Annotated in this window: 22 protein-coding genes; 6 read left to right on the top strand and 16 right to left on the bottom strand. The window is 35.5% G+C overall.

What is annotated here, in order from left to right; all coding sequences use genetic code 11:
* Window position 1: 1 nt before the first annotated feature.
* Entirely contained in the window at window positions 2-2,287 is a 2,286-nt protein-coding gene (locus HZF24_RS01995; protein ID WP_179236578.1) for a xanthine dehydrogenase family protein molybdopterin-binding subunit, read from the top strand.
* A 90-nt stretch (window positions 2,288-2,377) separates the two neighbouring features.
* Here HZF24_RS01995 and HZF24_RS01990 read toward each other — a convergent pair whose 3' ends face one another.
* From HZF24_RS01990 to HZF24_RS01960, 7 genes are all read right to left on the bottom strand, one after another.
* Window positions 2,378-3,160 carry a DarT ssDNA thymidine ADP-ribosyltransferase family protein gene (locus HZF24_RS01990; RefSeq protein ID WP_179236577.1) on the bottom strand — a complete coding sequence of 261 codons (783 nt, stop codon included), beginning with the start codon at window positions 3,158-3,160 and terminating at the stop codon, window positions 2,378-2,380.
* 88 nt (window positions 3,161-3,248) lie between these two features.
* On the bottom strand, window positions 3,249-4,154 hold the full coding sequence (locus tag HZF24_RS01985; RefSeq protein WP_179236576.1) for a bifunctional enoyl-CoA hydratase/phosphate acetyltransferase: 906 nt from the start codon (window positions 4,152-4,154) through the stop codon (window positions 3,249-3,251).
* A 91-nt stretch (window positions 4,155-4,245) separates the two neighbouring features.
* Window positions 4,246-6,078 (bottom strand): heavy metal translocating P-type ATPase, encoded by a 1,833-nt coding sequence (locus HZF24_RS01980; RefSeq protein WP_179236575.1) that lies wholly within the window; start codon window positions 6,076-6,078, stop codon window positions 4,246-4,248.
* 9 nt (window positions 6,079-6,087) lie between these two features.
* Window positions 6,088-6,309, bottom strand: coding sequence for a cation transporter (locus tag HZF24_RS01975; protein WP_179236574.1), 222 nt, complete (start codon window positions 6,307-6,309; stop codon window positions 6,088-6,090).
* 29 nt (window positions 6,310-6,338) lie between these two features.
* Window positions 6,339-6,695 (bottom strand): ArsR/SmtB family transcription factor, encoded by a 357-nt coding sequence (locus HZF24_RS01970; protein ID WP_179236573.1) that lies wholly within the window; start codon window positions 6,693-6,695, stop codon window positions 6,339-6,341.
* Window positions 6,696-7,041: 346 nt separating this feature from the next.
* Window positions 7,042-7,350, bottom strand: coding sequence for a hypothetical protein (locus HZF24_RS01965; protein WP_179236572.1), 309 nt, complete (start codon window positions 7,348-7,350; stop codon window positions 7,042-7,044).
* A 61-nt stretch (window positions 7,351-7,411) separates the two neighbouring features.
* Entirely contained in the window at window positions 7,412-7,960 is a 549-nt protein-coding gene (locus tag HZF24_RS01960; RefSeq protein WP_179236571.1) for a gamma carbonic anhydrase family protein, read from the bottom strand.
* 231 nt (window positions 7,961-8,191) lie between these two features.
* Between HZF24_RS01960 and HZF24_RS01955 the strand changes: the two genes are divergently transcribed.
* Entirely contained in the window at window positions 8,192-8,854 is a 663-nt protein-coding gene (locus HZF24_RS01955) for a TraX family protein (protein ID WP_179236570.1), read from the top strand.
* Here HZF24_RS01955 and HZF24_RS01950 read toward each other — a convergent pair.
* Window positions 8,832-9,092, bottom strand: a complete 261-nt coding sequence (locus tag HZF24_RS01950; protein WP_179236569.1) for a cysteine-rich small domain-containing protein — start codon at window positions 9,090-9,092, stop codon at window positions 8,832-8,834. The two genes, HZF24_RS01955 and HZF24_RS01950, sit on opposite strands and share 23 nt — an antisense overlap.
* 717 nt (window positions 9,093-9,809) lie before the next feature.
* On the opposite strand from HZF24_RS01950, the gene rsgA reads away from it, so the two are divergent.
* Window positions 9,810-10,880, top strand: coding sequence for a ribosome small subunit-dependent GTPase A (rsgA, locus tag HZF24_RS01945; protein WP_179236568.1), 1,071 nt, complete (start codon window positions 9,810-9,812; stop codon window positions 10,878-10,880).
* Between the two features lie 35 nt (window positions 10,881-10,915).
* Here rsgA and HZF24_RS01940 read toward each other — a convergent pair whose 3' ends face one another.
* From HZF24_RS01940 to HZF24_RS01920, 5 genes are all read right to left on the bottom strand, one after another.
* On the bottom strand, window positions 10,916-12,892 hold the full coding sequence (locus tag HZF24_RS01940; protein WP_179236567.1) for a sigma-54-dependent Fis family transcriptional regulator: 1,977 nt from the start codon (window positions 12,890-12,892) through the stop codon (window positions 10,916-10,918).
* 189 nt (window positions 12,893-13,081) lie between these two features.
* On the bottom strand, window positions 13,082-13,981 hold the full coding sequence (locus tag HZF24_RS01935; RefSeq protein WP_179236566.1) for a hydroxymethylglutaryl-CoA lyase: 900 nt from the start codon (window positions 13,979-13,981) through the stop codon (window positions 13,082-13,084).
* A 19-nt stretch (window positions 13,982-14,000) separates the two neighbouring features.
* Window positions 14,001-15,194, bottom strand: a complete 1,194-nt coding sequence (locus HZF24_RS01930) for a CaiB/BaiF CoA transferase family protein (RefSeq protein WP_179236565.1) — start codon at window positions 15,192-15,194, stop codon at window positions 14,001-14,003.
* A 54-nt stretch (window positions 15,195-15,248) separates the two neighbouring features.
* Window positions 15,249-16,691, bottom strand: a complete 1,443-nt coding sequence (locus HZF24_RS01925; protein ID WP_179236564.1) for an SLC13 family permease — start codon at window positions 16,689-16,691, stop codon at window positions 15,249-15,251.
* 334 nt (window positions 16,692-17,025) lie between these two features.
* Window positions 17,026-18,639, bottom strand: coding sequence for a putative bifunctional diguanylate cyclase/phosphodiesterase (locus HZF24_RS01920; RefSeq protein WP_179236563.1), 1,614 nt, complete (start codon window positions 18,637-18,639; stop codon window positions 17,026-17,028).
* Window positions 18,640-18,851: 212 nt separating this feature from the next.
* On the opposite strand from HZF24_RS01920, the gene HZF24_RS01915 reads away from it, so the two are divergent.
* The 3 genes from HZF24_RS01915 (at window position 18,852) to HZF24_RS01905 (ending at window position 21,760) form a co-directional block, all read left to right on the top strand.
* Complete coding sequence (locus HZF24_RS01915; protein ID WP_179236562.1) at window positions 18,852-20,099, top strand: putative DNA modification/repair radical SAM protein; 1,248 nt, start codon at window positions 18,852-18,854, stop codon at window positions 20,097-20,099.
* An 8-nt stretch (window positions 20,100-20,107) separates the two neighbouring features.
* Window positions 20,108-20,836, top strand: a complete 729-nt coding sequence (locus HZF24_RS01910) for a TIGR03915 family putative DNA repair protein (RefSeq protein WP_179236561.1) — start codon at window positions 20,108-20,110, stop codon at window positions 20,834-20,836.
* A gap of 237 nt (window positions 20,837-21,073) precedes the next feature.
* A complete protein-coding gene (locus HZF24_RS01905; RefSeq protein WP_246345908.1) occupies window positions 21,074-21,760 on the top strand; it encodes a CAP domain-containing protein in 687 nt (228 codons plus the stop codon).
* Between the two features lie 152 nt (window positions 21,761-21,912).
* On the opposite strand, the gene HZF24_RS01900 is transcribed toward HZF24_RS01905, so the two are convergent.
* The 3 genes from HZF24_RS01900 to HZF24_RS01890 all read right to left on the bottom strand — a co-directional run bounded on the left by HZF24_RS01900 (window position 21,913) and on the right by HZF24_RS01890 (window position 25,964).
* Window positions 21,913-23,088, bottom strand: a complete 1,176-nt coding sequence (locus tag HZF24_RS01900; protein ID WP_179236560.1) for an aldo/keto reductase — start codon at window positions 23,086-23,088, stop codon at window positions 21,913-21,915.
* Between the two features lie 160 nt (window positions 23,089-23,248).
* Window positions 23,249-24,619 (bottom strand): alanine/glycine:cation symporter family protein, encoded by a 1,371-nt coding sequence (locus tag HZF24_RS01895; protein WP_179236559.1) that lies wholly within the window; start codon window positions 24,617-24,619, stop codon window positions 23,249-23,251.
* Window positions 24,620-25,028: 409 nt separating this feature from the next.
* Window positions 25,029-25,964 carry an alpha/beta fold hydrolase gene (locus tag HZF24_RS01890; RefSeq protein WP_246345907.1) on the bottom strand — a complete coding sequence of 312 codons (936 nt, stop codon included), beginning with the start codon at window positions 25,962-25,964 and terminating at the stop codon, window positions 25,029-25,031.
* Between the last annotated feature and the right edge of the window lie 406 nt (window positions 25,965-26,370).

The raw sequence follows: 26,370 nt of genomic DNA, 5'->3' as shown, positions 1-26,370 counted from the left end.
CATGAGGTACGTAAATAAGCCTGTAAGAAAAAAGGACGCAATGTCATTGGTAACAGGAAAACCTGTCTATACTGATGATATAACGCAGGGCAGCAGCCTTGTAGTTAAATTACTCAGAAGCCCTCATGCACATGCTCTCATAGAAGAAATAAATACAGAAAGAGCAAAAAAGGTTTCGGGTATAGAATGTGTTTTAACTTATGAGGATGTTCCCGAATCAAGATTTACTACCGCAGGTCAATCTTATCCTGAACCGAGCCCCTATGATAGATTAATTCTTGATAAAAGATTAAGGTGCGTGGGCGATCCTGTAGCCATAGTTGCTGGATTGGATGAAAAATCGGTTGATAAAGCGCTGTCGTTAATTAAAGTAAAATACAATCTCCTTGAACCGCTTCTTGACTTCAGAAAGGCAAAGGACAATGAAATTTTGATTCATCCCGAAGATAACTTCGTGAGTCTGGTAGAAGTCGGAGCCGATAATAAAAGAAACTTATGCTCCTCCGAAAGCATGAATATAGGAAATGTTGAAGAGGAATTGAAGAAGTGTGCTCATGTAATAGAAGAGACATATCACACAAAGGCCAACAATCAAACTATGATGGAAACTTTCAGAACCTATACGAGCATTGATGCGTATGGAAGGCTGAATGTTATAAGCTCTACCCAGATTCCGTTCCACGTAAGACGTATACTTTCTAATGCCCTGCAGATTCCTAAATCGCAAATACGTGTTATTAAGCCAAGAATCGGCGGCGGTTTCGGTGCAAAGCAATCTGTAGTGAGCGAGTTGTTTCCTGCCATAGTAACATGGATAACAAAAAAACCGGCAAAAATGATTTATTCCCGTAAGGAAAGCTTTACAAACGGAAGCCCCCGTCACGAAGCGGAAATAAAAATACGTCTCGGTGCCGATGAAAACGGCATTATTAAAGCAATACACATGTATTCATTATGGAATGCCGGTGCTTACGGCGACCACGGTCCTACTACAGTCGGATTGTCCGGACACAAGGCAATGACCATATATAATGCAAATGCATATAAATTTGATTTTGACGTTGTTTATTCAAACACCATGGGAGCAGGTGCTTACAGAGGCTACGGAGCAACGCAGGGATTCTTTGCTTTAGAATCTGCCGTAAATGAACTGGCTGCTAAGCTGAATATGGACCCTACGGTTTTAAGAATGAATAACATGCTTACAGAAAGCAGTGTCGGTAAAACAATGCCTACCTATTATAACGAAGAGTTAAAAAGCTGCACCCTGGATAAATGCTTAAAAAAAGCAAAGGAAATGATAAGCTGGGATGAAAAGTACCCCTGCAGAGATATGGGTAACAATAAGGTTCGTTCCGTGGGATGTGCCGTGGCTATGCAAGGTTCGGGAATTTCTTCTGTGGATGTCGGCGCCGTTGAAATAAGATTGAATGATGACGGATTCTACACCTTAATGATTGGTGCTACCGATATGGGTACAGGCTGCGATACAATACTTGCCCAAATGGCTGCTGATTGCATGGACTGCGAATATGACAGCATCGTTGTTCACGGTGTTGATACGGACCTTTCTCCATACGACACCGGCTCATATGCTTCAAGCACCACTTATATAACCGGCATGGCTGTCGTTAAGGCGTGTGAGTCCCTTAAAAATAAAATAATTGATGCAGGAGCAAAAAAACTAGGCTGTTCCGTTGAGTATGCAGATTTTGACGGAAAATCAGTTTGTAACATAAAAAATAACGAAAGTATTTCATTGATACAATTAGCAAACGACAATTATGTAGGATCAAATAATTATTTATCAGCAAGTGAATCTCATTATTCTCCTACTTCTCCGCCCCCTTTCATGGCAGGTTTGGTAGAAATTGAGGTTGATAAGCTTACAGGCAAGGTAGACATAATAGATTATGTAGGAGTTATTGACTGCGGAACCGTTATAAATCCTAATCTTGCGAGGGTTCAGGCAGAGGGCGGAATCGTACAGGCTATGGGTATGGCTATGTATGAAGATATAATTTATGACAGAAACGGCAGGATGCTGAACGATTCGTTCATGCAATACAAAATACCTTCAAGGCTGGATGTTGGAAATATAAGAATTGATTTTGAATCAAGCTATGAACCATCAGGTCCTTTTGGAGCTAAATCAATAGGCGAATTAGTAATAAACACTCCCCCTCCGGCAATAGCAAATGCTGTTTATAATGCAACGAAGGTTAATATCAGAAGCTTACCTATCACCGGCGAAAAGGTTATGATGGGTATGCTGAAAAATGCATAATATATGAAATTCAAAAGATGAGATTCCTCGCTATCTCTCAGGACGACTCATACTGTCATTCCGAGTGTAGCGAGGAATCTCATCTTTTCATCAGCCTATAATTTCTTCTATGCTTAAAATCCCATAAAACCAAAATTTAAATTTAACGGGGAAATCAGGCAGATTGCTTATTTCGACGTTAAAATCCGTACTGATGGATTCGAGAAAATTCACCTTTGCAATCCTTAACAAATTATCATTTAAATCATATAATCTATATTCATGTCTCAAGTCATTTTTAACAGGCATGTTGGAGCTGAAATGCAGTATAAACACATCTTTGTGAAGCAGGCTATCGTATACAATATTGTAATTCTTAATGTAATTCTTGTCATGAAAAAACATTTCAGGCTGAACCTTATACAATTTGTTTTTACCGAATAAATTGCATGCTCTTTTATAATCTGCATTACATCTGAAAATTATATTTTTCAGCTTAATTATAGGAACAGGCTCGTCAATTAACAATTCCATATTTTCCAGGACCGCATCTGCATTGAAAAGGACTGCTAAGTCATTATAAATTAAATCTTCATTAAACAAAAGGTACACGGGTATATTCAGTCGATTCATAATATTGTAATTATTCTTCTCAACAAAATAAAACCGTGTACATCTCTTAATCTTATCAGAAATATTATTAATTTCCTCTTCATCTAAAACATCTTCAAACTCGATGTTATTTGCATAGCATAAGGATCTGCTGCAAAGATAACCAATACTTATAATAGAATTTAAATTTGAAAAGTCAGTAAAATGAAGAGGACCTATAAAATTATATTTATCTTTTACCCTTTTAACCGTTTCACTTATCTGTTCATGATCTTCATTCACAATAATCCCCCCAATATAAACAGTAGCAAATATCTTTTACTATAATTTATATTGGAGAAGGTTTTTATTTATGTGATTAAATAAAATATTATTTAACGGATGATGCAGATAAAACCAAGGATAAATATTTTTCTTCCGTCGTTGCTCCTCTTGATGTTAAAACTATAGGCACTTTTGCACCGACTATCATCCCTGCCATCGTACCGTTGGCAAATTCCAGCAATGCCTTGCTCATTATATTGCCTGTTGTAATATTCGGAGCAATTAATATGTCGGCTTCTCCGGTTACAGGACTTTCATATCCCTTTATTTTAGCTGATTCCTTATTAAATGTTAAATCAACAGATATCGGTCCTTCAACGATGCAATTTTTAATTTCACCGTTCTGATTCATTTTTTTGAGATTGTCTGCATCTACCGCCTCAGGCATTTTGGGGTTAACTGTTTCTACTGCCGCTAAAACCGCTACCTTTGGCGATTCATAGCCCATCGCCAAAAATACATTAACTACATTTTCAATAATTTGTTTCTTTTCATCAAGATTAGGATACATCATCATTCCGCCGTCAGTAACAGCTATTAGCTTATGATAGGCAGGAATTTCTAAAATTGCCACATGGGACATTACGCTTCCTGTCCTCAGTCCTTTTTCTTTATTTACAACAGCCTTTAATAAATCCGCTGTTTGCAGCTTTCCTTTCATAATGAAATCAGCTTTGCCTTCATTTATTAATTCAACGGTTTTTTCTGCAGCTTCCGTATCATCCGATGTATGGATTATTTTATTCTCATCAAAATTAACAGAAAGATTATCAAGCATTTTTACTATTTTTTCCTTGTCGCCTATTAATACAGGCTCAACCAAATTATCATTTACAGCTTTAAATACTGCTTCTAAGGTATGTTCGTCATGTGCTGCTGCTACAGCAACTCTTTTTTTTGTATCGTTATTTTGGACCTTAGCAATTAATTCTTTAAAGTTTTTTAATTCCATACTTCCTCCACAATAGTTAATCTCATATAATCAATGATATTATACCAATAATTATATAATTGTTCAAATAACTTTTGTATGGTTTGCAAAATTAAATGTTCTTTACATTTAATGCCCTGAAAGAATTTAATACGGCTATAAAGGTAACGCCTACATCCGCGAATACCGCAGCCCACATCGAAGCATAACCGGCTGCGCTCAATAAAAGAATAAATGCTTTAATTCCTATTGCGAATACAATGTTTTGAGTAGCGATTCTCAACGTCTTTTTTGAGATATTTATTGCTGTTGCTATTTTAGAGGGCTCATCCGTCATTATAACTATATCAGCTGCTTCTATAGCCGCGTCTGAACCTAATCCACCCATTGCTATGCCTATATCGGCTCTTGCCAATACCGGAGCATCATTTATGCCGTCACCGACGTATGCAACCTTTCCTTTGTTGTTATAAATTATTTCTTCAATTTTTTCCACTTTGTCAACCGGCAGGAGCTCCGTATATACTTTATCTATTCCAAGCTCTTTAGCTGTTTCTTCTCCAATTTGCTTATTGTCACCGGTGAGCATAATTGTTTGCTTTATTTTTAATTCTTTAAGCTTTTTAATCGCCGCTGCGGAATCTTCCTTAACTTCATCCGCTATCAATATATATCCTGCGTAATCACCGTCAATAGCTACATGCACAACGGTTCCGCTTATATTCTCTTTTGAAAAACCGATATTTTCCTTAACCATTAATTTTTCATTGCCCGCAAGAATCTTCTTGCCGCCTACCACGGCAGAAACGCCATGTCCGGGTATTTCTTCAACATCTTTAATTATATCATTTACTATTTCTTTGTTATAAGCACGCTTTAATGATAATGAAATGGGGTGATTCGAATAATTTTCGGCATAAGCAGCATATTTCAAAAGTTCATCCTCACTTATATCCTTTGCATTTACTTCTCTGACGTTGAATACACCCTTCGTTAAAGTGCCCGTTTTATCAAAGACAACAGTTTCTGCCTGCGCCAATGCTTCTAAGTAATTGCTTCCCTTTACCAAGATGCCTTTTTTAGAGCTTCCTCCAATTCCCCCGAAAAAGCTTAAAGGAACTGAAATAACCAATGCACAAGGGCAGGAAACAACTAAAAATGATAAGCTTCTGTATATCCAATCCTTAAATATTTCCCCTTCAATTATAAGAGGGGGGACAATTGCAAGAATAGCGGCAATTATCACGACAGCAGGAGTATAATACCTTGCAAACTTAGTAATAAATCTCTCCGACTTTGATTTTTTGCTGCTTGCATTCTCCACTAAATCAAGAATTTTACTTACTGTCGATTCTCCGAATTCCTTTGTTACCTCAACAGTTATCAAACCATTTACATTAATAAATCCGCTTAAAATGTCACTTCCTGCGATAACTTCTCTCGGAACCGATTCTCCTGTCAGCGCAGATGTGTCCAGCAATGATACTCCTTCTGTAACCTTACCGTCAAGAGGCACCTTTTCCCCCGGCTTAATAACAATAATGTCACCAACCATAACATCGTCAGGGTCTTTTTTAACTAATTCCTCTCCCACCTTTACATTTGCGTAATCGGGGCGAATGTTCATTAAATTAGCTATGGATTTTCTTGATTCTCCCACAGCATAAGCCTGGAATGCTTCTCCTACCTGATAAAACAGCATAACAGCCACACCCTCGGGAGCTTCATTTATTAAAAATGCTCCGATTGAAGCTATTGCCATCAGGAAATTTTCGTCAAATACATTTCCTCTGAAAATATTTCGAATTGCTCTTTTTACAACATCTCCGCCTGCTAAAACATAACTTATTAAAAACAATATCCATTTGAGCACTTCACCTTCTGCGATGAAGCCGGATACAAAAAACAGAGCGCTTATTATCAATCTATAAATTAACTTTTTCATGTTCTCCCCTTATGCGGTCTTGAATATTACATCCGGCTCGTATTTATTTACAATCTTCCTTGCAGTTTCAATTACATCCTGCATTTTATCGTCTTCTGCTTCGATGGTTAATTTTGTTGTCATTAAATTAATTGATGCACTCTCTACTCCGGTAAGCTTATTTATGTCATTTTCAATTTTAGCTGCGCAGTTTGCGCAATCTAATCCTTCAAGTATAATTTTCTTTTTCATAACGTCCTCCCAATTTATATAAACTTAATTTATTCTTTAATATGTTCCATACCTGTTTCAAATATAGCCTTTACGTGATCGTCCTTCAGTGAGTAATATACGACCTTGCCTTCTTTTCTGAACTTAACTAAATTCGCTTGCCGAAGTGACTTAAGCTGATGAGATATTGCCGACTTTGTCATATTTAACAAAACTGCTATATCACATACACACATTTCATTTTCATCCAATGCCCATATGATTCTGACTCTTGTGCTGTCGCCTAAAACCTTAAAAAAATCCGCTAAATCATACAGATCATCTTCATTCGGCATCCTCTTTCTCACTTCTTCCACTACATCAGAGTGCAATACATCACAATCACAAATGATATCTTCTCTATCCATATTTTCCTCCTTTCATTAGTTGAACAGTTGTTCAATCGTTAAATTGATTATAGTTGAATGAGCGCTCAATTGTCAAGAGATATTTTAAAAATATTATGATTTCTGAAAATGTAAAAAGAGCACCTAAGTGCTCTCAGATTGATGACAAAGTCATCAAGATGGTAGGCTGTTGAAAAAGTTCATCCTGCAAGGCGCCGGAAGACGGGCAACCGCAGCGTATTAGACATACGTGAGGATTGACCGACTGAACGGCAACGACGCAGGGGGACTTTTTCAGCAGCCTGAGAGCACCTAAGTGCTCTCAGAATGATAGAATATGAAATTTATTTTTGCAGTAACCTGAGTTTTAACGTCCGGAATTCATCCATCCGGAAAAATCTATTATTTCCGATTGAGATAATATTGCACCGGTTTCTTCGAATTCTACAATTTCATCATCCTCCAACCCTTCTCCCCTAGGCATCTCTTCCGGAGTCGGACTTGATGTTCCTTCATATAAATTCGTTAATGAATCCTTCGCAATATTTCCGCTTTTATCCACTACCCAAAACCTGCTGAACGGTGAAATCCTTCCTGCTTTTAAATTATATTTTTTAATAATTTCTTCATCTAAAGGTATTAACCCATCTTCTGTTTTTAAAAATAATTCCTGCATGCTGCCTCCCATCAATACTATTGCTGTTAGTATTGCCTGAAAAGGCCAAATTCATTAAAAATTATACTATTTCTTCATTATTGTATACTTCACCGCCGGCGTTTGGTAAAATACCGTAAAGTTGTGTCCACAAAGTCTTATATTTAACTGCCTGTGCATGCATTTTGCTGACATCTTCCGAAAGCTGCTTTACCACCTTTCCCGGCATTCCAACAACCAAAGAATGTGGTGGTATCACATCATTTTCTTTTATCAATGCACCTGCTGCAATTATACTGCCTCTGCCTATTTTTGCTCCGCTTAAGACAATGGCTCCCATACCAACCAAGCAGTGATCTCCTACTTCACACCCATGAAGTATGGCACCATGCCCAACCGTCACATAGTCACCGATAAAAACATCTTTTTTATCCTCAACATGCAGAACAGAGTTATCCTGAATGTTTGTATATTTACCTATGTGAATTTTATTAATATCTCCTCTTGCAACTACATTGTGCCATACACTGCTGTATTCTTCCATTACTACGTCACCTACTAACTGTGCTCCCTCTGCTATGTATGATTTTTCGCTTATTACAGGCATTCTGCCTCTAAATTCCTTTAACATATAACTGACTACCTCTCTTTTCTTTTTTACTATTCGTAACGATTTGTCATCCCGAGCGATAGTGATGGATCTCAGGACTTCAAAAACTGAGATTCTTCGCTGACGCTCAGAATGACAGAAAGCACACAATATTCGCATATTCATAAAATTATGATATAAGCTATTGAAGATATGCGATTTCCATTATATAATTGATTATCAAATTATTACATGTCTTATCAGGAGTAATTTATGAATGCTTTAGTTATAAAAATTATTGCTCTTTCCACTATGATAATTGACCACTATGGTGCTGTCTTCCAAAGCGGAATTGATATTTACAGAATAATAGGAAGATTAAGCTTCCCTATTTATTGCTTTTTATTGGTTGAAGGTTATTTCAACACATCCAATGTTAAGAAGTATGCTTTAAGATTATTAATATTTGCTTTTATTTCCGAAATTCCTTTTGACTTGGCATTCTTTAATGAAATAGGCTTCGTTCATCAAAATATATTTTTTACATTATTTTTAGGACTTGTGACTATTTACATAATCGACGATAAAAGCATCAATTTAAAATACGTCAAATATGCTGCAATACCTGTATCTTGTATATTGGCAATAGTCTTAGCCGTAGATTACAATATAATAGGAATTATTTATATATTATCATTTTACTATACAAAAAAACATACAAAATTAAAAAGATTTTCATTAATCGGACTAATTATGGCTTCAGCAAATTTGGGCGCATATATACTTCAGCAATTTTCACTTCTCGCGTTGCCTGTTGTATATTTTTATAACGGAAAACCCGGTCCGAAAAATAGATTTCTGCAAGTGTCTTTTTACGCGGCATATCCATTACATCTGTTGTTATTTTACATAATTAAAAGTCGCTTCCTCTTTTAATTACCTCCTTCATCTTGGCCATTATTCTTTCATAGCTGCCGGATGAGTGAGGAACTAAGCAATTTGAGCAATCCTTTATTCCATGATTTTTAATATAATTTCCTCCGCATTCATCCTTCAGCATGTATAATGGACAATAGCAAAAAAGGCAATTGAAATTTTCTTCGTCATTTGTTTTATGGCACGGGAAATACTCGCATTTGTTATTTTGAAAAAACTTATAATTTTCTGTACTCAACTTATACTCCTATAAATTTTTTTATATATTCTATCATAAGTGCAAGACGCTTATCGTCTTGCTTCACACCGATACAATAAATACATAATCGGACAAAGGCCTAAGTCTTTGTATCCTTGATAATATTTATTATAACACAATAAAAGCTTGAGAGGAATACCCAAGCTTTTATTGCAAACATACTTATTGGATTCATGAAAAAAGATAATTGCAAAACATTATTTATGACCAATAATTTATGTTACCATATATATTATAGTAATATTATTGAATTTTGTCTATGTTAATTATGTAACAAGTTTATGGATATTATTTGAAGAAAGTATAATCAGCTGTACTTAGGCTGATTATACATCTTTGCGATAATATTGAACTTTTAACGCTTCAAGGCAATAGCAGCATTATTTATTTATGACATATGTTACATATGCTTAATATAATTCTTAACAAGGAATCCTTCTTGATTGATAAAAATTAATATATTGAATATTTTTTCAAAAATAGATTCAGGCATTCCGGAGGCGGACTGAAACCCAAATCAGATATTTAACAGAAAATTTTAATTGTATTTATATTTATAATATTGTAGAATAATTGTACATATTAACCGAAAGGAGTGTTGTATTATGAATTACAATAAATTAATGTATAGTGCGGTAACCCCGGAGGTGAATAAAAGCCTCCAATGATGAGTACAAAATTTCAGGAGGATAATAATTGAACAAAATTAATATGAAGGAATACGGACTCAACGAAAGATTTATCAATGAGTCAACTTTATACGAAAATCAAAGTATAGGAAGAATAGTTTCGCAAGACAAGGGTTTATATAAATTAATTTCCGAAAAAGGAGAATTAAGAGCTCAGGTTTCAGGAAAATTTCGCTACAATGCCGCAGGTATATCAGATTATCCGGCTGTAGGCGATTTTGTAATGTTTGACGAAAACGAAGGCGGCAACGCAATAATAAATCATGTCTTGACAAGGAAAAGTGCTTTTATCAGAAAAGCTGCAGGTACATCCAATAATGAACAAATTGTTGCTTCAAATATAGATACTGTCTTTATCTGTATGTCGCTTAATAATGATTTTAACGGCAGAAGATTGGAAAGGTATCTTGGTGTAGCATGGGATAGCGGCGCAACGCCGGTCATTGTTCTTACAAAGGCTGATATATGCAGTAATTATGATGATGCAATTGAAGAACTTGAAGATATTGCATTGGGTGTTGATATAATTGTAACCTCAAGCTTAAATGATGATATTCTATCAGTAAAAAAATATATCGAAGCAGGCAAGACAATAGCCTTTATCGGTTCATCCGGTGTAGGGAAAACAACCCTCATCAACAAGCTTATAGGTGAGGAGATTTTCGAAACACAGGGCTTAAGAAACGATGACAGAGGCAGACATACCACTACATCAAGAGAGTTGATTTTATTGCCTTCAGGCGGTGTTGTAATAGATACGCCGGGTATGAGAGAGCTTGGCTTAGAAGGCGCCGACCTTTCAAAAGCATTCTCTGATATCGATGAACTGTCGAAGGAATGCAAATTCAATGATTGCACTCACACCAAGGAACCGGGATGTGCCGTAAAACAAGCCGTTGAAAACGGACTTTTGTCGGAAGACAGGTTAGCAAGCTATTTTAAGCTTAATAAAGAATTAGGATACGATAACTTGAATTCTAAACAGATAGAGCAAAAGAAGCTCAACGAAATGTTTAAAAGTGTCGGTGGAATGAAAAGTTTCAAAAAAATGATAAAAAATAAAAAAAATATTAAGTAAGAGCATTTTGGGGACATCCCCAAAATGCCTTTGTTTTATATGTTGTATTTTTTCATTTTTCTCCAGAGGGTAGACCTGCTTATACCTAATTCCTCGGCTGCCTTTTGTATTGATAATTCATTATTCTTTAAGGCATTCACTATTCTGTCCGCTTCCCATCTTTCAAGATTTTTATCAGACTGTGCGGCAGTGGCGTTTTCTGCTTCTATCTTGATTTGATTGTTATTATTAAGAAAATCTTCAATAAGCTGGTCGAAATCATATAAGGTTCCCTGATATCGAAGCATAACACAAATTCTTTCAACAAAATTTTGTAATTCTCTTATATTTCCATACCATTGATAATTTTCTACCTTTTTCATAACTTCATAAAATCTGTCTAAATAATTTATATAATCTTTCCCTAGATTTCTTTCAAAGAAAAATCTGCTTAAAAGGATAATATCTCCTTTTCTTTCTCTCAGAGGCGGAATAGATAAATTCAGCACACCTATTCTATAGTATAAATCTTCTCTGAATGTTTTTGCCTTAACAGCCGCAATCAAATCCTTGTTGGTGGCTGTTATCACCCTGACATCAACAGGCAATCTGACCGTTGAACCGACCTTTCTTATTTCCTTTTCCTGCAAAACTCTTAGAAGCTGCGCCTGAATTTCTATAGGAATTTCGCCTATCTCGTCTAAAAATATTGTTCCCTTGTGGGCAAGCTCAAACAATCCCATTTTTCCGCCCTTTACCGCACCGGTAAATGCTCCTTCCACATAACCAAAAAGCTCAGATTCCAATAAATTAGAAGACAATGAGGCACAGTTTATCGCTACAAAGGGTCCATCACAGCGACTGCTTGAATTATGAATGCTTTGAGCAAACAATTCTTTACCTGTCCCCGTTTCTCCCCTGATCAGTATTGTTGAATCAGAAGAAGCATAACTTTTTGCTATTGATATAGTATTATTTAATATACTTGATTCTCCCTTAATATCTTTAAAGCTGTACTTGGCATATAAACCCTTTTCATTCAAACTTCTTCTTATTTTATTTTCACTTTCCTGGATAACTTTAACATCCTGAAAAGTTGCCACAACCCCTTTAACCTCATTATTTACTATTATAGGGATCCTATTGGTTGAAACCAATGTACCGTTCATATCCATCAGCTGGTTTAATTCTTTATCCTTTAAAGATAATGAATTAATCATGTCCGTATTTCGCACTATTTGTTTAATATTCTTGCCTAATGCATATCCCGGGCTGACCTTTGCTATTTTCTCAGCTATATGGTTGATTACATCAATGGTTCCGTTTTCATCAATGGCTATAATAGCATCATGTGTAAAATTAAGAACCGCCTTATATCTTTCAAGCTGTATTTTTAAATCGTTCTGCTTTTGCAATTCTTCTTTCTGAATTTGCAGAATTTGCTTTGCCGTATCTATGGCATTATTTATTGCTGCTTCAGAATTCTCAATTGTAATATGCTTCAATTTATAAATATCGGCATATTTTTGTGTCATAACTCCGCCTATGCCTAAAACAGCTCCGTGCTTCAATGCGTTTTTCACCTGAATTTCACAATCCTTATCTGTTTTAAACGTATAAAATTTTGCATCTATATCCAGCATTCTGCATATGCTCTTTACATCTTCGATCATTTCGCCATAAGTAAAAAAAGCTACTACACCATTTGCATTTTTAGCTATTTCTATTGAGTCAATATAATCGGACAGTGAAACATTAATTGCAATAACAGATACATTAAGTTTTGCTTCATTTATTGCAGCAGCTGTACCCTTCCTGCTTATTAATATTCCGGCACCGTTATTTACTAAATTTCCTGCAATATTTATAGCATCACTTAAAGCGTCTTCTTTTGAAACCGGAACAAAGACATTTATATCTTCATTTCTTTGCTTAATAATTTTCAAGGTTCGCTTAGCTAACTGCTCCGTAGGAGCTATCAACGATATTTCCGTAACCTTTTTGGAGCTTTTTTTCTCTTTTTTTGCAGTCAAAACGAACATCCTTTCATACGTTAATAAGTAAATTATAATATAGTTAATTTATTAAGTCCAGCAAATCAGCAGGTAACCAAAATTTTATATTTAGTGTCGGTCTCTTATGCTGTAAGTGAAAGCAAGGGACGAACACCTCGCTGAAAAATCATTCAGCTAAAGGTTCGTCCCCAAAATTCCTATACATCTTTAATTAATACATTGCTGGTCATTTTGAATATTAACTAAATGCCCGCTAAAGTTTCCGTTTATTATACTTTTTTCATACCTTGCAGCTTCAATTAATTTTTCGACATCTATGCCTGTATCATATCCCATATCATTCAGCATATATACCAAATCTTCAGTTGCCGTATTACCTGATGCACCCGGTGCAAACGGACAACCTCCCAATCCTCCCAATGTTGATTGAACTTTTGCTATGCCTGATTCTATGGCAGCCAAGGTGTTCACCATACCCATATTTCTTGTGTCATGAATATGAGCCTGGAATTCTACTTGCGGAAATTCCTTTACTGCAGCTGAAACAATCTCTCTCACTTGTTTCGGATTTGCTACTCCTATAGTATCCGCCAAAGACATTTCCTTTACACCCATATTTGCTACTCTGTCTAAGAATTTTAACACTGTATCTGTTGAATATTTTCCTTCAAAAGGACAGCCAAATACTGTTGCAACATCCACACACACGCTTAAATCCTTGTATGTGTCCATAATTGTTTTCAATTCAGCAAATGATTCATCATGTGTTCTGTTAATATTTGCTTTATTGTGACTTACGCTTAACGAAACAACGTACGAAACCTTTCTAAGTCCCAGTTCGTATGCACTTCTTGCTCCGTAAAGATTCGGAACCAATGCAAAGAAATCAAAATCAGAATATTTTTCTAATAATATTTTCGTTAATTCACCTGAATCTTTCAATTGAGGTATAGCTTTCGGGCTGACGAAGGATGTATGCTGTATGTGCTTAACCCCTGCGTCTATTAAATCTTCTATAACCTTTAATTTTTGCTCAACAGGTATATAATCTTTAAGATTTTGAAACCCGTCCCTTGGTCCAACTTCTACTATTTTAATCTTATTCATAATATACTCCCTTTTTAAATTAGAATACACCTTTTTCAATATATTCTTCTATTAATTCTTTACTTAAACCAATAAAATCTTCATATACATCAAAATTATGCTGACCTAATATTGGTGCAGGAGTTCTTATTTCAGCCTTTCTGTCACTGAATTTAATATGATCACCTGTAAGCGTTGTTTTTCCGGCAACAGGATGTTCTACTTCAACAAACATTTCTCTCGCTACTGCAATATGCGGATCCTTTACTACCCTGTCAATTGTATTTATCGGGCATGACGGAACTCCTACATCTAACAGGTTGTCAACTATTTCATCCACACCGTATTGAATTGTCCATGCTTCAATTAACGGTTTTAATTCCGCATGATTTTTTACTCTTTGAGCATTAGTTGCAAATTTTTCATCTGTTAATAATTCAGGTTGCTGCATAGCGTCAACTAAAAGCTTAAATAACTTGTCATTTCCACATCCTATTATTACATCTCCGTCTTTTGCCTTGAAAGAATCGTATGGATATGCTGATTCATACCTGTTTCCTATTTTTTCGGGTATTCTTCCTGTAGCAAGATAAATTTGAGTTATAATTTCCAATGAAGAAACAACAGAATCAACTAATGCAACATCTACTTTTTGCCCCTCACCTGTTTTTATTTTATTTATAACGGCTGCAAGAACACCTATTGCACAGCCAAGACCGCCTAAAACGTCTCCCATCGCTGTACCTGTTCTTGTAGGTTGACCGCCCGGCCATCCTGTTGTACTCATTAAGCCGCCCATTGCCTGCCCGATTATATCATAGCCTGCTCTTTGACTGTAGGGTCCGTAGTGTCCAAAGCCTGATACACAACCGTAAACAATTCCGGGATTAATTTCTTTTAATGTTTCATAACCTAAGCCAAGCTTCTCCATTGTGCCGGGTCTGTAGTTTTCAATAACAACATCAGCCTTTTTTATCATTTCTTTAAAAACTTCTTTTCCTTCGGGAGTTTTCAAATTTAAAGTAACCCCTAATTTATTTCTGTTTAAATTCATATAGTATGCGCTTTCACCGTTTATAAACGGTCCGAAAGCTCTGCTGTCATCACCTTTTTTTGGTTGTTCTATTTTATATACCGTAGCGCCCATATCTGCAAATAGCATTCCGCAGTAGGGACCTGCCAAAACTCTTGTAAGGTCAAGAACCACGATGCCGTCTAATATACCTTTTTTCATTTTTTCTCCTTTATATCTTTTATTTCAATACTAGTTATCTTAAAATTTTACTTTCTACATTCCTACTCCAAATAAACCAAATGTTATAAAATACATTATTAATGGGAATAGGATTAAGCCAATTATTTTCAATCCAAGTCCTGCCTTCATCAAGTCGGATATTTCAAATGCTCCTGTACTGTAAGCAATTGCATTCGGTGGTGTTGCAGGAGGCAGCATAAATGCAAAATTTGAAGCGACCATGCATGTCAGCATCAGTTGAAGAGGATCCATTCCTATACCTTTTGCAATACCCGCAAGAACAGGAAGGAATGATGCAACAACAACTGCATTTGTCGTAACTTCCGTAAGTATGGCAGTTACCACTCCTACGGCAATAATAATTACTAAAGGAGGCATATTGCTCAGAGCTCCTAAGTTAGAAGCAACCCACTGCGCCACACCGGCGTCCGTAAATGCATTTCCCATAACCATGGAGCCTCCCAAAAGAAGCATTGTACCCCAAGGAGCTTCCGCCAATGCCTGCTTACCTTCAAGAAGATATATTCCCTTTTTATAATCAACCGGAATGATCATTGTTGAAATTGCTATTGCAATTGCTATTGTTTCGTCGGTTGCAAACGGTACAAATCCTTTCCATAAGGAACGTGTAACCCAAAGCAGGACTGAAACCGCAAAAACAACAGATGTTAATTTCTCGCCTTTATTCATAGGCCCCAACGCTTCATATTCCTTGTCAACAACGTCAATTTTTATATCTGCCATTTTGTCTGTCTTGTAAAATTTACGAAGATATATCCACACTATAGGAAGCATTATTGCCGTAAAAGGAACTCCTATCTTCATCCACTCAAGAAAGCTTAGCTCAACACCGATAGTTTCCTGAATTATGCCTATACCCGTAGGATTTGTGGTTGTACCTATTACGGTAGAAAGACCCCCGAGAGTTGCGGCAAAAGGAATTGCAAGAACCAGTGCTTTTTTAAACCCGGTGTTTATCTGGTCACCCATTGTTGCAATTATAGATATTGCAACCGGCAGCATCATCGCTGTAGCCGTTGTATTCGACATCCACATTGATATAAAAGCTGTCGCCAGTATAAAACCTAAAATAATTCTGCTTGGCTTGCTTCCTACCTTTTTTACAATACCAAGCGCCATTCTTCTATGCAGTCCCCATCTCTGCATTGCCGAAGCCATAAATCCAACCCCCAGTACCAGGTACACTGTCGGATATGCATAATGCGTAAAAAGCTCAATTTCATTCTGTCCCTTTGATCCTGTAATTCCAAGCAACGGATATAATAAGATAGGTAACAATGCAGTCATTGGAATTGGTATAGCTTCCGTCATCCAGAAAATTATCATCATAACCGATACTGCCAGAACTTTTTGACCTAAGACAGTCAATCCTTCAGGAGTAGGCATCATTAATAATAAAACACACAAAATTATTCCTACTATAAGTCCTATTTTTCTAACTCTAAACTCACCCATTTAATCCTCCACGTTTTAGTTAATAAATTCCAATTTTTTATAAATGCGCTTTTATAAAATAATATACGAAAAGCCGTACACTTTTAATAAAGCAAGTTCCATGCCAACAACAAAAATATTCGAAATATTTTTTCGTAAAGCCTACAATATCTGTCTATACTTATTTTTAATGTATTTTGTATCTAAAATAAAAAAATATAATTGAATAAATATTTTGTTTTACATTGTTTCAAATCGTTTCATATGTATCACGTTGTTTCTCATCAAAGGAAGTTGCAACAAATTTTTAGAACAAAAAAAGAACCTTTATTCAAGGTTCGGATTTATGACAAAATCATAGGTTAGCAGCAGTCACCTGTAACAATGCGTTTATACTATCAATATCCATAGGTATTCCCAGGAAAAAACCCTGACCGTATTCACATCCTATGCTTATTAAATTTTCAAGCTGTTCCTTTGTTTCTATGCCTTCCGCTACAACCTTAAATCCAAACTCATGAGCTAAGGAAACGACAAATTTAATAATATGAATATCCTTGTCTTCCATATTCTTCATACATACATAACTTTTATCAAGCTTTATTATATCAATCGGGAGCATCATCAGGTAAGTTAAAGATGAAAAGCCTGTACCAAAATCATCTAAAGCAATTTTAAATCCTTTTTCTCTTAAAATATTTAATCTTTCGACTGCTAAATCAATGTTGGAAATTACAGCCGTCTCCGTTATTTCAATAACGATATTTGTATAATCCAAGTCATATTCGGATAATAACTCTTCAATTTGTTCGAATTTTGAATCTCTTATGAGAGATTTACTCGACAAGTTAAAGGATAACTCCAGGTCACTGAAGCCACGTTCTTCCCATTCCTTCTTTTGTGCCAAAACATTTCTGATTATCCTGTTTTCCAGCTCGTAAATTTGTCCCGTTGCTTCAGCCACACGAATAAATTCATTAGGGGGAACAAACCCTTCTCCAAGGTGATTCCATCTGACAAGTGCTTCCATACCGGTTATTTTTCCTGTACGAAGTTCAATTTGCGGTTGGTAAAAAAGTATAAATTCCTTATTGGTTAATCCTTTTTGAATTTTGTTGGACATAAGAATAAAATTATTTGATTTTTCATGGATATTTTTTTCGTAAAACGATATTTTGTTTTTACCTTCAGTCTTGGCATTATACATAGCGACATCTGAGTGTTTAAGAAGTGTATCAAAGTTTTGGCCGTCTTCCGGATAAAACGCTACTCCCATACTGACAGAAACGAAAAAATCTCTTCCTTCGTAATTCCATGTTTCACCCAAAATTCTTATTAAATTATCTAATTTTTTTAACAGCTTTTCTTTAGATTCATAATTTATAACCAACAATGCAAATTCATCTCCGCCAACCCGGGCAACCATATCAGGATGCACTAATTCTTCTGAGATTTTATCTCCCATGTATTTTAAAAATTCATCCCCGACATAATGACCCAATGTATCATTAATAAACTTAAAATTATCTATGTCTATAAATACAACGGCAAATTCCGTTTCAGGATCGTTAGCCATATTTGTAACCGTCTTATAAAACATAGTCCTGTTAGGAAGACCTGTCAATTTATCATAATATGCAATGTGCTCTAATTCTTTTGTTGCAAAATTACATTCATTTATCGCTTTATTACATTCCGTTATTGCATACTTAATTCTTTTTTCCCTGTTATTTATCAGAATATAAATAATAATCATGGTCAAAGCTACATATATCCATCCCTTAAAGGTTTGAATGTTTCTGTATTGCTCCGAATCACCTGCCAAAACATATAAAAAGGAGTCGGACAGTATAATCCACAGAACACCAAAGACACCATACTTTAATACAATGGTTAAGGCACCGTTACTTTTTATAAAGTTATTTAATTCATTAAATAAACCTAAATCCTCATTGCCGTTATTCTTCAATGACCCCACTCCCAACTGCCTTATATAATTTAAAAGTACCCATTAAATTACATTTAAAACAATAATATGACAAAATGATGGTAATTTAAATCAGTCAATAGCTTCAGTAAAACCAGCCGCCAAAAATAATATAAATTTACCCGAACATTCGTTTGACAGAATAGCACAATTATGTTAAAATGCAATTAAGATTTTAATGACTGTGGTGAATTATGAACGATAGTATATTCGAAAAATTAAGAATTTTATCTGATGCCGCAAAATACGATGTATCATGTGTTTCAAGCGGTGTTGAAAGAAAAAATAACAGTGTAGACGGAATCGGCAACGCTTCTGCTGCAGGAATTTGTCATGCATGGTCTGCCGACGGCAGATGTATTTCATTATTGAAAATCTTGCTGACTAACGATTGTATCTATGATTGCAATTATTGCTTAAACAGAGTAACCAATCCCATAAAAAGAGCATCCTTTACACCGGAGGAGGTTGCAGAATTAACCATACAATTTTACAGAAGAAATTACATAGAAGGTTTATTTTTGAGCTCGGCAATAGAAAAAAGCCCGGACAATACTATGGAAAATATCTTGAGAGTGCTTGAACTGTTAAGATATAAATATAATTTTTGGGGCTATGTACATGTAAAGGTAATTCCCGGTGCAAATAACATGCTCATTCAAAAAACCGGAATGCTTGCAGATAGAATGAGTGTAAACATTGAACTTCCTACAAAAGACAGCCTGCGTCTCTTGGCTCCTCAAAAAAGAATTGAAAATATAGTAAGGCCCATGTCTTTAATAAATAACGAAATAACAAGGACTATCGAAGACAAAAAACACTTCGGCAATACTCCCCGTTTTGTTCCGGGAGGTCAGTCAACCCAAATGATTATAGGAGCAACCCCCGACAGTGACAAAACTATATTAAGTGCATCGCAGGGTTTGTATGACAGCTATAGGATGAAGAGAGTTTTTTTCTCAGCATATATTCCTGTTATTTCTTCACCAAATCTTCCTGCAGTAAGCACCATGCCGCCATTATTGAGAGAGCATAGATTGTATCAAGCTGATTGGCTGATGCGATTTTATTATTTTCACAGCAATGAGCTCTTTACCGAAATAGAACATAATCTTGATTTGGAGTTTGACCCTAAAATGATGTATGCTCTGCGAAATATAGATAAATTTCCTATAGAAATCAACAGTGCATCATACGAAGAGCTGTTAAGAATCCCGGGGCTTGGTGTTACGAGTGCACAAAGAATTGTCAGGGAAAGGAAAAATGCTGAATTATCATATGATTCATTGAAAAAAATGAAAACAGTATTAAAAAGAGCTAAATATTTTATTACGGTTAAAGGCAAATATTACGGCAATATAAATATGGAACCAAATTTAATCAGAGAAGAATTGAGATTACGGGAAGCGCAAAAACAACTTTCAATTTTTGAACTTACATAGAGGTAAGTATGGATTATTTATATGACGGTACCTTTGAAGGTCTTTTAACTTGCATTTATTATCATTACAAAAAAGAAAACGCCGATGGTATATATTTATTATCTGAATATCAGCAGACCATACTTAATAATTATTTGACTGTTGATACGGATATTGAAGAGGCAAGAACTGTATCAAATGCAATAATCAATAAAATTTCAAACGAAGCATATATTTATATCTTTTATTGCTATTTATCTGATTTGAAATATAAAGAAAATATTATTCTTGATTTTTTGATATTTGCCTTTAAATACGGAAAGCAAACAATGAATTTCTATACCCATGAAAAGGTCCTTCCCCTTAACGAAGCTTATTCAAGGGTGGCAAAGGAGGTCCACAGGTTTTTAGGTATACTCCGATTTTCTGATGCAGGAGGACTTTTATATTCTAAATTTTCGCCTGACAATGATATTGTTTTATTATTAGCAGATCATTTCGCGGACAGGTATAAATACGAAAAATTTATTATATATGATGAAAAAAGAAAAAAAGGCTTGATATATGCCGATAATTCCTGGGAAATAAAAGAAAATATCAGCATAGATAATATTGAAACATCTCAAAATGAAAAAATTATACAAAGCTTATGGAAGCAATATTTTACTGAATTAGCCATTAAAGAAAGAATTAATAACAATCTTCAGTTTCAGTTCGTACCCGCAAGGTACAGAAAAAATATGGCTGAGTTTAAATGATTACCACCAGCCCCTTGCAATCTTGTTTTTGTAATAAACTTGTAATATATTAATTGTATTTCATAATCGTGTAATAATTATGTCACATTTTCCAGCACAGCAAATAATTGAGGGTTACATTTGATAACTGTATATGCTATACTTCATACACAACGAAACAAGAATGACGTAAAATTCTACTTTCGTTAACGTAAGGGGTATTTTTTTTAAATTTAAAACAAAAGGAGAATATGTTTTATGAAAAACAAAATTATTTCATTAGCTTTAGCAGCTATATTAGCGTTATCTACAACAACTGCTTTTGCAGCAGATATGAATACAGGATTTAACAATTTTAATGGTTTTTATAATTTCTTTAATTCATTTAATACGAATTACACTCAGCCTGCAAGAGATTATAACACTCAGGAAGAGGTTCAGCCTGCACAGACTTCAAGATCTGACAATACTGCGAGAACAACTCGTACAACACCACAAACAGAGACAAACTACGCACAGCCACAGCAAAATGCGGAAACTGCAAGTGCACCTGCCTCTTCAAACACGAGCTATGAAGAAAGAGTCGCTCAATTAGTAAATGCAGAAAGACAAAAGAATGGATTACAACCTCTTACATTTGATAGATCTATTTCTAACGTTGCAAGATTAAAGTCAAAAGATATGGCAGACAATAACTATTTTGCTCACCAATCTTCAAGATACGGCAGTGCCGGCGATATGATGAGAAACCAAGGAATTAACTGGTCCGCATGGGGAGAAAATATTGCCACAGGTCAAAGAAGTCCGGAAGCGGTAGTAACTGCATGGATGAATTCAGAAAGTCATAAATCTAATATTTTATCACCTGATTTCGGTAAAATCGGTGTAGGTTACGTTACAAATTCCAACGGAACTCCATACTGGACACAAATGTTCACAAATTAAGCAGATGACCCAAATCTTTGATTTGGTGTCAGTCGCTTATGCTGTAAGCGAAAGCAGACAACCCAAATTTTAATTTGGTGTCAGTCGCTTATCCTGTAAGTGAAAGCACTACCAAAAAGGGAAGTTCTTCTTATTGAAGCACTTCCCTTTTACTATTTTATCCTTAAAATTTTTCTTGCAATTGTTACAGCAGGTTTAAAAAATGCTCCTTCCATTTCCTTTTTTACTGTTTTTAATTCTTTCCTTATTTCAATATTTTGAGGACAATGCTTTTCACATTTACCGCACTCTTTACAGTTTGATGCAAATGCCGGTTCGGCAGAAAATCCCCCCAATGTCTGAATATACTTCCACTTTGAATTCTTATCCTGCAGCAAATATTTATCATTTATGCTTGAAAAGCATCCGGGTATGTTGACACCGTAAGGACAAGGCATGCAATACCCGCAGCCTGTGCACGAAACCTTGGTTCTATTTATTATAATGTCCTTAACTTCATCAAAAATTTTAAGCTCATCATCAGACAACGAATCCGGTCTTGCATCATTTGCTATCTTTATATTTTCATTTAATTGTTCAAAGCTATTCATTCCTGATAAAATCACGTTGACTTCTTTATGATTCCAAATCCACCTCAGTGCCCATTCGGCGGCCGATCTTTCTTTATCGTAGCAATTAAATCTTTCTAAAACCTTATCCGGCAAATTATTTACTAGCCTGCCACCCCTTAGCGGCTCCATAACAATTACCGGAATGCCCATTGCATGTGCCAGATTCAAGCCGGACTTTGTTGCCTGATTGTTTTCATCTAAATAATTATATTGTATCTGACAGAATTCCCAGGGATATGCTTTAATAATCAATTCAAAATCCTGCTTGCTGCCATGAAAAGAAAACCCAATATTTTTTACGGTTCCTTTTTCTTTTTCTTCCTCCAGCCATTCCATCACACCAAGACTGACCATTTTATCAAACATGGGCTTATCAGTCAGCATATGTATCAGGTAATAATCAATATAGCTTGTTTGTAATCTTGATAACTGCGTTGCGAATATTCTTTTCGCTGCATCCAAGCTATTTACCATATAAGGGGGAAGCTTTGTTGCTATTTTAACTTTTTCCCTATAACCACTGGAAAGTGCATTTCCAAGCACTACTTCATTTCTGCCGGCTTTATAAATGTATGCCGTATCAAAATAATTTACACCCTTTTCTATTGCATCCCTTATCAGTTTTATTGCTGCATCTTCATCTGATGGCAGCCTCATACATCCAAATCCAAGTATGGACAGCTCATCACCGTTTTTTATATTCTTTTTTGTTAACATGCATTTTCCTTTCAATTGCTCTATAACTCATATTATGCAGCAAAAATGTTAGAATTACAATATAAATTTCTTTGCTCTAACAGTTGAACAAATTAAGTTAGGTCATAAATAAAGCCGTGCTGCAAAGCAAAGCACGGCTTTATTTAAAACATTAAGTTGATTATCTGTTTAATACCACTGTCTCCTCTTCGTTTATCTTATCGAGATTATCATCCCACAAATATTCTTTTGTTTCTTTTACTAAGACTCCCGATAGTGCTAACAATGAAATTAAGTTTGGAATAGCCATCAATCCGTTGAACAGATCTGCCAAATCCCATACGAACGATAATGACATAACCGCTCCGAAGTATACCGCTATTGTATAAGCGATTCTATAAGGCAATATTGCTTTCTTTGAATGGAATAAGTATTCAAAGCATTTTTCACCGTAGTATGACCAGCCAAGAATAGTTGAGAATACGAATGTTAACAAACCGATTGTAAGAACTATAGGTCCAACCACAGGAATGTGTGTAAATGCCGCATTAGTTAAATCTCCGCCGTTAAGTCCTGAGTTCCATACTCCTGAGTTAACAATTGTAATACCTGTTATAGCACAAACTATAACCGTATCCCAGAATGTACCCGAAGATGCAACGAGAGCCTGACGAACTGGGTTTCTTGTTTGGGCTGCAGCTGCAACTATAGGAGCACTACCTAAACCGGACTCATTAGAGAACAGCCCCCTCGCGACTCCGAATCTTGCTGCCAGCATGATTGTTGATCCTGCAAATCCGCCTGTTGCCGCAGTTCCTGTAAATGCGTTAGAAACAATTAATCCGATTGTAGCCGGAATAGTTTTAGCAGTCATAACTAATATAATAGTACAACCTATAACATAAAATACTGCCATGAAAGGAACAAGCTTATCGCATACGCTCGCTATTCTCTTAACACCACCGATTATTACTATACCTGTCAATACAGCTAATGCAATACCTGTAATATGAGGTGACAAATCAAATTGATTAAACATCATATTGGAAATTGAATTTGCCTGAACTGTATTACCGATACCAAATGCTGCAACACTGCCGAAAAACGCAAAGGAATATGCTAACGGTTTATTTTTCATACCATACTCTAATACATACATAGGTCCGCCTGCCATAGTACCGTCAGCAGTTTTAACTCTGTATTTTACTGCAAGAAGTGATTCTGCATATTTTGTTGAAATACCGAAAACACCTGTCATCCAGCACCAGAAAACCGCACCGGGTCCACCTAACGCAATAGCCGTTGCAACACCAACTATGTTACCTGTACCTATTGTTGCTGCCAAAGCAGTTGCAAGAGCACTGAACTGACTCACATCGCCTGTTGCAAAATCATCCTTGGTAACTGACAATTTGATTGCCTTGCCGATGTGTCTTTGAATAAATTTAAGACGGAAAGTTAAGAATACATGAGTTCCAAATAGCAGGATTATCAGTGGCCAACCCCAGAGCCATCCATCAATAGTTGATACTAAGTTCGCAATTGCTTCCATTTTTTCCTCCATAATATAATATAATGACTAAAAACGCTCGTCCAAACGTTTTTATAACATTATATTCTTCTCTCCTGAAAATAGCAATGTGCGATTTTACCGAATTATACCAATTATTTGGCGATTATGATATTTTTTTAACCTTTTAATATACTTTACTCGACTCTGTTAGCTCTTAGATTATGTATCGTTACTATCCTATGCAACTGTTGATTTTTGCAAGATTTTCGACATTTTTCTACCATATATTATTAATTTTTAATGTTAAGTATATGTAATATTTATTAGATAATATAAATTTTATTTCACAAAAAAATCATCCTAAACTAAGAAAAGATGAAATTCTTCACTTGCGTTCGGAATGACATAGCGGCAGATTTACGTTTATTCATAGCAATTGATAAAACATTTATCTTATGCAATTATCTTTAACTATCTCTATCCAGCTCAATATATCTTCATATACCTGCTCCCTGTCTAATTCATTCAGGATTTCATGCCTGTACTCTTCATATAATTTAATCGATACATTTTTCATTCCCAAAGCTTTAAATATTTGATAAGATTTATTTACACCTTTTCCAAAATCTCCTACGGGATCCTTCTTTCCGGAAACAAAAAATATCGAAATATCTTCAGGTATATTGCTTAATCTTTCTTTTTCATTCATTTTCATCATAATCTTAAATAAATTATTAAAACCGTTTAATGTAAATATAAAATTTATTCTTTTATCAGCCAAATATTCATCTACGATTTTATCATCCCTTGTCAACCAATCACATTTCGTTCTTGTCGGTTTAAATTCATTGTTATTTGAACCTAATACAAGGTAGTTTACAAATCTGCTCCTATAATTCCACCCTTTCATTTTTGCCATGGCTCCGGTTAAAAACAGACCAAATTTGATTAATCCATTTGACTGCTGTCCGGTTCCCATTATTATTGCACCATCTGTTTTTTCTCCGTAGACGGTAATAAAATATCTCGTTAAAAATGAGCCCATGCTATGTCCAAGCAAAAAATACGGGACATCTTGATATTTCTCTTTGGTTTTCGTCATTAAGCTATGCATGTCCTCAATCAACGCATTGTATCCGTCCATATCACTGAAGAACCCCCTGTCTTCTTCATTATTAACAGAGCTTCCGTGTCCTAAATGATCATTGCCAATTACCAATACGCCATTATCAGCCATATAGCATGCAAATTCATCATACCTCTCCATGTGCTCCAGCATGCCGTGAGAAATTTGAAGAACAGCTTTTATTTCCGTTTCGGGAACCCACTTCAAAGCACGTATCTTGGTTCTGCCATCCTGAGAATTATAATAAAACTCTTCCATTACCATTCCTCCATATTTATTGTGAACAATCAAGCTTGGTGGAAATATTGTTTTAAAGCTTTAAAAAATCCATAAGTCTCTATCCTGATTTAAGACATATTAGTTTAATTATAAACGTCAATTGTTTTTTCGTCAACATAAGCGCAATGAAAAAAACGGCAGATTACTGCCGTTCAGGCTGCTGAAAAAGACTCCCCTGCATCGTTGCCGTTCATCCGGTCAATCCTCACGTATGTCTAATTGTCTGCCATATAAATCTCCCTATCAGCAATGATATGTGTTGTTGCCTCGTGTTACTTATGTGTGTTGCCGCTTTTCTTGCCGATTTATTTTTTAAGTTATTTATATTTTAACCTGAACGGTTTTTTTGATACTGATTTAAATTTTCCAAAGCTTTTATAATTTG

This window comes from Sedimentibacter hydroxybenzoicus DSM 7310 (assembly GCF_013403245.1).
Taxonomy (GTDB): Bacteria; Bacillota; Clostridia; order Tissierellales; family Sedimentibacteraceae; genus Sedimentibacter; species Sedimentibacter hydroxybenzoicus.
The sequence above is the reverse complement of the archived record's forward strand: the minus strand, read 5'-3'. Positions and strand labels throughout refer to the sequence as shown.